This window comes from Sorangium sp. So ce726 (assembly GCF_051521405.1).
GTDB lineage: Bacteria > Myxococcota_A > Polyangia > Polyangiales > Polyangiaceae > Sorangium.
The window spans coordinates 10,888,853-10,900,000 of record NZ_CP150349.1 but is presented as its reverse complement, the minus strand read 5'-3'; the positions used below and the strand labels follow the sequence as shown (position 1 = coordinate 10,900,000).

The 11,148-nt window shown below is 70.5% G+C and carries 7 protein-coding genes and 1 rRNA gene (1 of these 8 running past the window's edge); 1 reads left to right on the top strand and 7 read right to left on the bottom strand.

Going from position 1 to position 11,148, the window contains the following annotated elements; all coding sequences use genetic code 11:
- A 5S ribosomal RNA gene (rrf, locus tag WME79_RS40525) occupies nucleotides 1–3 on the top strand (it extends 114 nt beyond the left edge of the window).
- 648 nt (nucleotides 4–651) lie between these two features.
- Here the strand turns inward: rrf and WME79_RS40520 are convergent.
- The 7 genes from WME79_RS40520 to leuS all read right to left on the bottom strand — a co-directional run bounded on the left by WME79_RS40520 (nucleotide 652) and on the right by leuS (nucleotide 10,942).
- On the bottom strand, nucleotides 652–1,479 hold the full coding sequence (locus WME79_RS40520; protein WP_437526102.1) for a hypothetical protein: 828 nt from the start codon (nucleotides 1,477–1,479) through the stop codon (nucleotides 652–654).
- A 63-nt stretch (nucleotides 1,480–1,542) separates the two neighbouring features.
- Nucleotides 1,543–4,206 carry an MGH1-like glycoside hydrolase domain-containing protein gene (locus tag WME79_RS40515; RefSeq protein WP_437526099.1) on the bottom strand — a complete coding sequence of 888 codons (2,664 nt, stop codon included), beginning with the start codon at nucleotides 4,204–4,206 and terminating at the stop codon, nucleotides 1,543–1,545.
- A gap of 79 nt (nucleotides 4,207–4,285) precedes the next feature.
- On the bottom strand, nucleotides 4,286–4,813 hold the full coding sequence (locus WME79_RS40510) for a peptidylprolyl isomerase (RefSeq protein WP_437526096.1): 528 nt from the start codon (nucleotides 4,811–4,813) through the stop codon (nucleotides 4,286–4,288).
- A 59-nt stretch (nucleotides 4,814–4,872) separates the two neighbouring features.
- Complete coding sequence (locus WME79_RS40505) at nucleotides 4,873–6,249, bottom strand: hypothetical protein (protein WP_437526093.1); 1,377 nt, start codon at nucleotides 6,247–6,249, stop codon at nucleotides 4,873–4,875.
- On the bottom strand, nucleotides 6,249–6,863 hold the full coding sequence (locus tag WME79_RS40500) for a penicillin-binding protein activator LpoB (RefSeq protein ID WP_437526090.1): 615 nt from the start codon (nucleotides 6,861–6,863) through the stop codon (nucleotides 6,249–6,251). Before WME79_RS40500 ends, WME79_RS40505 begins: the two co-directional genes overlap by 1 nt.
- A 61-nt stretch (nucleotides 6,864–6,924) precedes the next feature.
- A complete protein-coding gene (locus WME79_RS40495; RefSeq protein WP_437526087.1) occupies nucleotides 6,925–8,028 on the bottom strand; it encodes a trypsin-like serine protease in 1,104 nt (367 codons plus the stop codon).
- 349 nt (nucleotides 8,029–8,377) lie between these two features.
- Nucleotides 8,378–10,942: a leucine--tRNA ligase gene (gene leuS, locus WME79_RS40490; protein ID WP_437526084.1), complete on the bottom strand. Its 2,565-nt coding sequence runs from the start codon at nucleotides 10,940–10,942 to the stop codon at nucleotides 8,378–8,380.
- Between the last annotated feature and the right edge of the window lie 206 nt (nucleotides 10,943–11,148).

Below are 11,148 nucleotides of genomic sequence, written 5' to 3'. Positions count from 1 at the left end.
GGATTTTCTTCGAACCTGCGCACGGTGAGAGCCGTGCGCAGGTTTTTTTTTGTCCATTGTGCTTCGAACTTTGGGCGTGCGTTGCGGCGTTGAAGGCGCCTCGGGGACGTCGGCGGCTGCGTGAAGCGCGTTCCGGGCTGGCCGGCCCCCGGCGGGGGTGCTCGTCGGGCAGCGCAGCGAGGGCTGAACTCGCCTGGGACGTTCTGTCTCCGGCGCGCTGCGCACGCCGGAGACAGAACGTCGATCGGGCTCAGACATCAGCCCTCGCCACGCTGCCCGACGAGCACCCCCGCCGGGGGCCTACGGTTCGGCAGGACGACTTCGTTTGGGGGCAGCGTCAGACATCAGCCCTCGCCATGCTGCCCGACGAGCCACCCTCGCCGGGAGCCTACGGTTTGGCAGGATGGCTTCGTTGACGAGCACCCTCGCCACCCCACCGAGGCCTACGGTTTGGCAGGATGGCTTCGTTGACGAGCACCGTCGCCACCCCACCTGGGCCTACGGTTCGGCGGGACGGCTCCGTTGAAGGCGCCGCCTTTGCAACGAGCTCGTGCTGGCCGCCGTCAGATCGGGGCCGTTGAGGCAGGGAACGGGGCGATGGCGGTGGCGTGCCATTACGGCGTCGGGACGGGGTGTACCGGGGAGTGACGGTCAGTGCGGACGCTCGGTAGCTCGCCTCGGGCCGTAGCTGCGCAGGAGGATGAGCCCCGCAAGGGCGGATAGGGCGGCGATCTGGAGAGCGAACGGGATCTTTTGCACCCATTCCTCCTCGTCGATCCCGATCGTTGCGAGGAAAAGGCCGAGCAGGCCGCCCATGGCTTCGCCGGCGCGGCTCAGAGACGTCGCTGGGCCGCTTGCGACCGCTTCGTGCGAGAGCGCGTGCAAAAGGAGGCCCGCGACCGCGGAGAGCAACCAGGGCTCGATCGCCTCGAGGTGCTCCAGGTCGACAAGCCGCGTCGCGAAGGCGCCAACCACCGTGGCGAGCGCAATGCCCGCGAGCGCAGCGCTCATGGCGCGCTTGCCGCCGGTATCGGCTTTCACCTCGAGGACCTGAATGGCCACCACCATGGCGAGCGGCACCGTGTGCGCAGCGATCACGAGCACGACAGGGAGCGAGAGCTGTCCAACGCGTGAGAGCGACGCCACCGCCGCGCCCTCGCCGAACTGATGCGCGAGCACCGCGGCGTACCCCATCGCGAGCGCCGTCGTCGGCGTCCGGTCAGCCCCAGCGTCCCCGAGCAGGACGCGCTCCAACACCGCCGGCGCCAGGAAGCCAGCCACCGCCGCGAACAACGCGAGCCAGCCGATCTCGCCGATCGCCTCCGGGAGCAGGTGAAGCAGCGCGATCGACGCCGCACCGACGAGGGCGAACGTCCGCAACGCAGACATCGCGCCCTCGCTCCGGTGACGGAACACCGCCGCAATGCCGCCCAGCATGACGGCCAACGCGAGGAGCGAGACGCCGAACGCCAGCGACACAGGCGCCCTCCTAGCACGGATCCGGCACGAATCGGTGATGCGCCGAACGCTCTGTGGGGTGCGCTACGAACGCGGGTGGTTGTGCCGTTCCGTGCGTAGGATCAGGTCGCCTACGAGGGCAGTCCAGCCGGTCTGGTGCGAGGCGCCGAGCCCAGCGCCGGTGTCGCCGTGGAAGTACTCGAAGAAAAACAGGCGATCTCGGAATCGAGGATCACGCTGGAAGAGGGGGTGCTCGCCGTAGACAGGGCGGCGCCCCTCGCGGTCGCGCTCGAAGATCGCGATCAGTCGGCGCGCGATCTCGTGCGCTCCGTCGCGGAGCGTGCGAGGGCCGTGGCCGCCGAGCGACGGGATCGTGAGCACGTCGCCGAAGCCGTGGTCGAGCCGGAGGAGCGATCGGTAGAGCAAGTAGCCGAGCGGGAACCAGATCGGGCCGCGCCAGTTGGAGTTGCCGCCCTTCATGCGCGTGATCGATTCGCCCGGCTCGTAGCCGACCGTGTACTGCGCGTCGCAGGGCTCGAACCCGAGCGAGACGGGCGCGGCCGCGTGCTCCTTGGAGAGCGAGCGCGGGCCGAACGGCGAGAGGAACTTGTCCTCGTCAAACAGGTGCGCGAGCACCCGCTCGAGGCGCCCCGGCGGCACCGCGGAGAGCACCTGGCGGCCGTCTGGACGTACGGTGATCGCCTCAGCCAGCGCGGGGTTCCTGCGGAGGAACCACTCGGTCCGGCGCCGGAAGTTCGTGAGCTTGCCGTAGATCTCCGGGGTGATCACGTGCACCGCGCAGAGCGGGATGAGGCCGACGGCCGATCGGATCTTCACGTGCCGCGGCTTCCCTCCGGCGATGAGGATGTCGAAGTAGAAGCCGTCCTCCTCGGACCAGAGCGGCAGCCGGCCATCGGCGGTGTGGTGGAGCGCGTGCGCGATCCGCAAGAAGTGCTCGAAGAACTTGCTGGCCAGATCCTCGTACGCGGAGTTGTCTAGCGCGAGCTCCAGCGCGATGCGCATGAGGTCGAGGCAGTACATCGCCATCCACGCCGTGGCGTCCGCCTGCTCCAGGCGCATCCCGGGCGCGAGCCGCTCGCTGCGATCGAAGAGCGAGATGTTGTCGAGGCCGAGGAACCCGCCCTCGAAGACGTTGTGCCCCTCGGCGTCGCGCTTGTTGACCCACCAGGCGAAGTTGATGAGGAGCTTGTGGAACACCCGCTCCAGGAACACCCGATCGCCCTCGCCCCGCTGCTTCCGCTCGATCTTGTAGATCTGGTAGGTCGCCCAGGCATGCACCGGGGGGTTCAGATCCGAGAACTCCCACTCGTAGGCAGGCAGCTGCCCGTTCGGGTGCTGGTACCACTCCTTGACCATCATCTTCAGCTGGGCCTTCGCGAGATCGATGTCGAGCGAGGCCAGCGCGACCGCGTGGAAGGCGAGATCCCAGGCCGCGAACCAGGGGTACTCCCACGCGTCGGGCATGGAGAGGACATCGGCGACGGAGACGTGCCGCCAGTGGGCGTTTCGGCCGCTCAGCCGCTCGGGCGGCGGCGCGTGCGCGTCGCCGCGGAGCCAGGTGTCGACGTCGTAGTGGTAGAACTGCATCGTCCAGAACAGCCCCGCCGCCGCCTGACGCTGGATGGCGCGGCGATCGTCGGACAGGGCAGGGCCCTGGACGGCGAGATAGTACTCGTCCGCTTCTCTGCGCCGCGCCTCCAGGAGCTCGTCCGCGCCGTCGAAGGGGCACTCCACCGGCTCGGGCGCGAGCCGGAGCAGGATCCGCCGGCTCTCGCCGGCCGGCACCTCAAGGCGATGCCAGCTCGCGGCCTTCGTGCCGCGACGCTCGGCGTTCACCCGCGCCTCGTCGCCGTGGACGACCCGGTGATGGAACGCGTCCTTGACGTACGGTGTCCGCGAAGGGACGCCATAGAGCCGCTCGCGGTTCGTCTCGTTGTTGGTGAAGAGCAGCTCCGGGCTGCCCTCGATGTACAGGTGATACGCGCCGTGCTCGGGGTGCGCCGCGCGCACCATCACATGACCGGCGTCGGTCTCCATGGCCCGGATCTCCGGGACCGGACCCGGAGGCTCGCTCCAGGACCATGTGTTGCGGAACCAGAGGTGCGGGAGCACGTGGATCGGCGCGGCCTCCGGGCCGCGGTTCACCACGGTGATGACCATCAAGATGTCGATCGGGCTCCGCTTCGCGTACTCGACGACGACGTCGAAGTAACGATCCCCGTCGAAGGCGCCGAGATCGGGGAGATCTGCCTCACCCTCCGAGAGGCCGCGGTCGCGCGCGGCGGCGACGAGCGCCTCATAGGGGAACGGCCGCTGCGGGTACCGGTAGAGATAACGCAGGTAGCTGGAGGTCGGCGTCGCGTCTTCATAGTAGTAGATCTCCTTGACGTCCTCGCCGTGGTTGCCTTCGGGCCCGGTCAGGCCGAAGGCCCGCTCCTTCAGGATCGGGTCCCGCTCGTTCCAGACGGCGACGGCGAGACACAAGATCTGGTGTCGGTCGCAGATGCCGCCGAGCCCGTCCTCGTTCCAGCGATAGGCGCGGCTGCGGGCATGGTCGTGAGGGAAGTGCGCCCACGCGTCCCCGCTCGCGCTGTAGTCCTCGCGCACCGTCCCCCAGGCCCGTTCGGAGAGGTAAGGGCCCCAGTGCTTCCAGCGCAGGAGGCGCTCGCGCTCTTCCTCGAGGCGGCGGTGCTCGGCGGTCGGCGCAGCGCGGACGGTCCTCGTCATGCGCGCCACGCTAGGCGACTCCGACGGAGGCGTCGAGCCCGCGGCCGGCGCGCGATCGGCTGGAGCGCTGGAGCGGGCGCTACTCGGTGCGCTTGATGATGTGGAAGCCGAACGGCGTCTCGATGATCTCGCTCACCTCGCCGATCTTCAAGGCGAAGGCGGCGTCGGAGAAGCCCTTCACCATCATGCCGCGCTCGAACACCCCGAGATCCCCGCCGCGCTCGGCGGCGCCCGGCTCGTCGCTGTACTCCGCGACCACGTCCTCGAAGCTCGCCCCGCCGCGGATCTTGAGGAGCGCTTCCTGCGCTCGCGCGCGCGCCTCGGCGCGCGTACGGCGGAGGCCCTCGGGCTTGCTCTTCGAGCCCTCGTGCATGACGAGGAGATGCCGCGCGCCGATCTGCTTGGGTTGACTCGCGATCACCGCGCGCTCCCGCTCGATCGCGGCGTCCTCCTCGGCTGCCCGGATCGGCGCGGAGACCGCGAGGCCGCCGCCGACCCACGATGGCGAGGTGGCGAGCGTCCCGCAGGCGGTCGCGCAGAGGAGCGCGAGAGGCGAGCACGCCGAGAGCGCGTGAACCAGCACGGCGCGGAGATGAGGGCTACGCATCGGCGCGGAGACTGCCGCGGGAAGAGTGCGCCCGCAACCCTCCCGTCCGCTCGCGCCGCTCAGCGGAGGACCATCACCGGGACGAAGGCCCACCCGCCAGCGGCCACGCTCACCCGGGCGCGCCTCGACTCGCCGCGGACGCCGACGACCACGTCGTGCGTGCCCGCGCGGACGCGGGTCCGCGCGATCGCGATGCGCGCGGGGAGCGTCGACCAGCCGCGCGTGTCCGGCGTGTCGAGCGCGGTCAGCGTCGCGCTCGTCAGCAGGCCGACGAGCAGGCCCAGCGGCCCGGAGTCCTCCGCAGCAGCCTCGGTGGCGCCCTGCGCGGCCTCGCCGGCCGCGATGCGGGCGACGGTCCTCGTGATGGCCGACAGGATGACGGTGCCCTCGTTCTTCTTCCAGGCCGCGCGCACCTGCGCCTCGACGTCGAGCGCCTGATCCATCGGCTGCGAGCGCCCATCCAGCTTCAGCGTGGGAATCGAATAGCCGCCCTTGCCCCGGGCGAGCGTCGGGTAGTTGACCCAGGTCACGAGCCCCTTCGCCGCGAGCTCGCTTGCCCGCGCGCGATCCGTCGGGCTGATGTCGTTGGCCACGAGCGTGAGCGCGAGGCCGATCGGCAGGCGCTGCGGCACCTTCTGCGGGACGCGCCCGAACCCGACGACGACGATGAGCTCGGCCTCGCCGGTCTCGTCGAGGGGCGGCGGCGGGGCCTCACCGTCGATCAACGCGGCGATGCGGGGCGACCTGGGCTCGCCGCGCGTGAGCGCGCGGAGCGGGCGGCGGAGCGACGGATACGACCCGTGGCGGAGGGCGTCGTCGTAGTGGAGGAGCGCCTCGTCAGCCTGGCTGCTCTTCTCGAAGGCGAGGCCGGCAAGGTAGCTGCCGAGGCCGAGGAGCGCCGTCTCGCCCTCGTGATCGCGCAGGTATCTCTGCATGACCGCGAGGCGGCGAGCCTCGACCCTGGCCCCGCTGAGGTCGCGCTGGGCCAGGTAGTTCATCATGTTGATGGTGTTGATGAGCAGCTTCTCGTAGGCAGGCGCCTTGTACGGGCCCACGTCGTCCGAGAAGAGGTATTTGCCGAGATCGTGGGCGGCCCCGCGGGACATGTCGAGCAGGTCGATCGACTTGTCCGCGGCCCCGAGATCGCGCGCGGACAGCCGGTAGCTGTCCATGCTGAGGAGGATGTTGCCGCGGTCGAGCAGGAGGAGCGCGTTGTCGCCCCGGAGCGCCGGGAGCTGGGCCGCGGTGTCGACCTCGAGCTGCTCGTTCAGCGCGGCCACGGCCTCGGCGGGAGCGCCGCGATCGAGCGCCTGGAGCGCGGTGCGCACGCGATCTTCATGTCCGCCGCAGGCGGCCTGCCAGAGGCCGAGGAGCAGCGCGAGAGGAGCCAGGGCCGCACGCTTGCGCCCCGCGAGGCCCGCGTGCCGCCAGCGCATCACTCCTGGATGAGCGCCTTGGTGAAGGCCGCCCTGTTCTGCCAGGCCACCGCGCTCGTGGCGACCTCGATGACCTGCATGAACATGAAGTACTGGACGCGGCGCTCGTCGTCGGTGCGCTCATCGGCGGTGAAGACCTTGCCGGTGAGGTAGTACTTTGCGCCGAGCTGGCGGTTGTACTCGGCGATGTGGTCCGGATCGAACCCGCCGCCGCGCTGCTTCTCGACCTCCGCGACCATCTGCGGCTGGCGCTCGACGCTCACCACGGTGACGAGGCTCGCCTTGGCCAGGTACGTCTCGATATCGGACAGGAGCGCCTGAAGCTGGCTGTCGATGTGCTCGCTCGTCTGGTTCGACAGCGGATAGATGGCGAGCGTGGGCCGCGAGCCGTCGTGCGCCCACGCCTTGGCCACCGGAGAGGCCATCAACGACGTCAGGTTCTCGTGAAGGAGCTGCTCGATGTCGCGCCTGTCGATTCCCGTGCTCATCGCCGCGTCGTCGAGCCCCTCGACCTGATTGCCGCGCACGTAGGTGGGGCTGCAGCCGATGGGAAGAGAGGCGAGCGCGAGCGCCGCGAGCAGCGCGGCCGGACGGATGCTGGGCGAAATGGGCATGGACGCTCCGCAGGGCAGGACGCCCGCATCCTAGCAGGCGAGGTGTGTGCTGGAGCTTCGATCAGGCGGAAATCGTGCTCTGCGACGCGGCGCACGCGTGGCGTGCACGCCGCGCGCGGCACGTCAGCAGCGCGGACGTCCTGGCTCGCCTCAGCGCGAGCAGCGCGAGCAGCGCGAGCAGCGCGCGCGCGGCCGGGGCCCCGCTGTCGTCGCCGACGACAGGGCCGTGCGCGCACGAGAGCCAGCGCTCGTCGAGCGGCCGGCGCGAAGGCAAGCGCACCGCGGGGTCCGACGCCGCGGCCCACCAGGGCGGGTCGTAGTCGCCGACGTCAGCGGCGCGCATCGCCTCGGTGACGAGCCAGTCGCGATGGGCGATCAGCCCACCATAGATGGGGTCGGCGCAGCCGGCGGGCCCGCGCGACGTCACGCCGATGACTCGCCCCGCGATGTCGAGCGCCGGTCCGCCCGAGTCGCCGCTGCAGATGCCGTTCTCTCCGCGCCACTCGCCTCCTGTGACGCGCTCCTGCGTTCCACACCCGTACCCCACGCACTCGACGTGAAGTCCGTCGCGGCGCCTGCGGACGCCGCCGCCGCGCGATCTGCCCTCCGTGTCGCCGAAGCCCACCGCCGAGTAGACCTCGCTCTCCTCGGGAGGCCGATCGAGGCGGGGCGCGAGCGGCGTGACCTCGCTGCCGCCGAGCGGGGAGGACAGCACGACGAGCGCGATGTCGCGCCCGCAGACGGCGTTGCCGTCGGGCGGGCTGAGCAGCGCGCGCGCGCCGATCCACGGCGTGTCCGCAGCCCACAGGGCCCCGCCGAGCGTGGCGTAGACCTGCGAGGCATCGACCGGCTCACCGAACGTCGCCGTCTTGCAGGCAATGAGCTTGGGAGCTTCCGCGATGCAGTGCTGCGCGGTGAGCACCAGGTTGGGCGCGATCACGGTGCTCGAGCAGGTCCGCGCGACGCGCCCTCGGCGATCGGTGATGAGGAGCCCGGCGACCGCGCGGTCTCCAGCGTCTAGATACCCTCCCTTGATCTCCTGCGCGGCCTCGGCCGCGTCCTCGTCGTGCAGGTCAGCTTCGTCCGCGTCTCCAGCGCAGCCGGCCAGCGCGGCGGCGAGGAGGCAGCCAGCTCGGGTACACCATGCGGTGCTGTTCCGGCACACGGCCAGCCGCCTTTGCACGGCACCTGCCAGCCTGGGCTGTGCACCGCCGCGCTCCCCGAGGGAGGAGAGGATTGCTTCCGAGGAAGCTCACGCGCCGGCGGAGCCACCCCGCTGCGCTGTGGTGTGGAATGCGGTCAACGCGCCGGTCGGGCTCATGTACACCCGAGCGCCCGACCCTGTCGTCAACCGAGCGCAGCGCGATGGAGCGCAAGGCTCCGGCGAGGAGGCGGCGCGGGCGCGGGGCCTCGCGCTCCGGGAGCACCTCCCTCGCGCTGCGATCCCGCGCGTCCGTTCGCGACGTCGCCGCGCTGCGCGCGCTCGTTATTATTCTCCCGGCGGCGCCGGAGCGTCAGCCGACCACGATGTTGACGATCTTCCCCGCGACGTAGATGAACTTCTTCAGCTGCTTGCCCGCGGCGAGGGTGGCCACGCTCTCCAGGCCGAGCGCGGCGGCCCGCGCCTCTTCCTCCGATGCCGCCTTCGCCAGCATCACGCGACCGCGGACCTTGCCGTTCACCTGCACCGGGATCTCCAGGACATCGTCGACGCAGAACGCCTCGTCGTAGGTGGGCCATGGCTCGTAGCTGAGCGAACGCTCGTGGCCGGTGAGCCGCCACAGCTCCTCCGCGAGGTGCGGCGCGAAGGGGGAGACGAGGAGGATCAGCCGGAGGACCGCCTCGCGCGGCGGCGAAGGTAGCGAGCTCAGGTGATTCACGAAGACCATCATCGCGGAGATGGCGGTGTTGAACGCCATCGCCTCGATGTCGCCGGTCACCTTCTTGATCGTCCTGTGGAGCTGCCGGCTCGTCGCGTCGTCCATCGCGTCCGAGAGCGGCCGCGTGCACGTCGCGAACACGCGGTCCCGGAACCGGACCACCCCCTGGATCTGCGCTGATTGCCACGGCTTCACCGCCTCGAGCGGGCCCATGAACATCTCGTACAGCCGCAGCACGTCGGCGCCGTGGGCCCGCACGATGTCGTCGGGGTTGATGACGTTGCCCCGCGACTTCGACATCTTCTCGTTGTCCTCGCCGAGGATCATCCCCTGATGGACGAGCTTCGCGAAGGGCTCGGGGTGCTTCACATGGCCGAGGTCGTAGAGCACCTTGTGCCAGAAGCGCGCGTAGAGGAGGTGCAGCACGCCGTGCTCCGCGCCGCCGACGTAGAGGTCGACGGGCATCCACGCGTCGTACGCGGCCTCCGAGAACGGCTCGGCGTCGTTCTGCGGATCGAGGAAGCGAAGGTAGTACCAGCACGAGCCCGCCCACTGCGGCATCGTGTTCGTCTCGCGCGCGTACCACTTGCCGTCCCGCTGAAAGAAGCGCCAGTCGACGGCGCGCGCCAGCGGGCCCGCAGGGTCGTCGCCAGGGCGGAAGTCGGCGAGCGGCGGCAGCTCGATCGGGAGGCTGGCTTCCTCGACCGCGATCGGCTGATCGAAGCGGATCGTGTGCGCGGCGCCCTTCCTGGGATCGCCCTGCGGATCGGCGAGCTCGACGGGGAAGTAGATCGGGATCGGCTCGCCCCAGTAGCGCTGGCGCGAGAAGACCCAGTCGCGCAGCTTGTAGTTCACCTCGCGCTTGCCTCGCCCGAGCGCCTCGAGACGCGCGATGACCGCGCGCTTGCACTCCTCCGTCGCGAGCCCGTCGAACTCGCCGCTCCGGACCGCGACGCCCGGGTCGACGTAGGCGGCCTCGAGCTGGTCGTGCAGGGTGCCGTCGGGGCTCACGACCTCGACGATGGGCAGCCCGTGGGTGCGGGCAAACGAGAAATCGCGCTCGTCGTGCCCGGGCACCGCCATCACGGCGCCGGTGCCGTAGCCCCCGAGCACGTAGTCGGCGACCCAGATCGGCACCTCCACGCCCGTGATGGGGTGGACGGCGACGAGGCCGGTGTCGACGCCGGTCTTCTCCCTCGCCGCCGCGGCGAGCCGATCGCGATCGCTCTTGCCCGCCGCGGCCGCCACGTACGCGCGCACCGCCTCGCGGCGCGGCTCGGACGCGCCGCTCTCCGCGCTCGTGAGCCATGTCGTGAGCGGGTGCTCGGGCGCGAGCACGACGTAGGTGACGCCCATCAGCGTGTCGGGGCGGGTCGTGAACACGCTCAGCGAGCCCTTGCCCCATCCCTTGACCTCGAACGTGATGAGCGCGCCCTCCGAGCGGCCGATCCAGGAGCGCTGCATCGCCACCGTCCCTTCAGGCCAGTCGAGGAGGCGGAGATCCTCCGCCAGGCGATCGGCGTAGGCGGTGATGCGGAGCATCCATTGCCTGAGCGGCGTCCGGTAGACCGGGTGCGAGCCGCGCTCGCTCTTGCCGTCGATCACCTCCTCGTTCGCAAGGACGGTCCCGAGCGCCGGGCACCAGTTGACGCTCACCTCGTCCTGGTATGCGAGCCCCTTCTTGAAGAGCTGGAGGAAGATCCACTGCGTCCAGCGCACGTAGCGCGGATCGGTCGTGGAGAGCTCTCGCGACCAGTCGTAGCTGAAGCCCAGCATCTTGAGCTGGCGCTTGAAGGTCGCGATGTTCCGCGCCGTCGTGTCGGCCGGGTGCGTGCCGGTCTCGAGGGCGTGCTGCTCGGCCGGCAGCCCGAAGGCGTCCCAGCCCATGACGTGCAGCACGTCGATCCCGCGCGTGCGGAAGTAGCGGGACATGATGTCGGTCGCCGTGTACCCCTCGGGGTGGCCGACGTGCAGCCCCGACCCTGACGGATAGGGGAACATGTCGAGCACGTAGCGCTTCGCGCGGGCGGCGTCGGCGCTGCGGACGGCGCGGAAGGTCTCGCCTTCCTCCCACGCGCGCTGCCAGCGCGGCTCGACGGCGGCATGATCGTAGCGCGCGGGCTCACGCGGCTCGTTGGGAGAAGGTTCGGTGGAGGCGCGGGGGTCCATCGTCTCGGCGGCCATATCGCGACGTGCCATAGCACTGTGCTGCCGCGGTCGACAGCCGCCCCGCGGCGGCAGATGCCCGCGCCCCGGCGGGAGCGCCACGCCTGTCCACGGCGGGCTGCGGCCATGTCGAGAGTTCCCGACAAGCGTGGACAGCGCCTCGGTCCGAGCTCTGCCGTCGGAGACGCCCACGCCGGAGAGGGCTGACCGCGCGCGACGCCTCGCGCTCTGGAACCAGC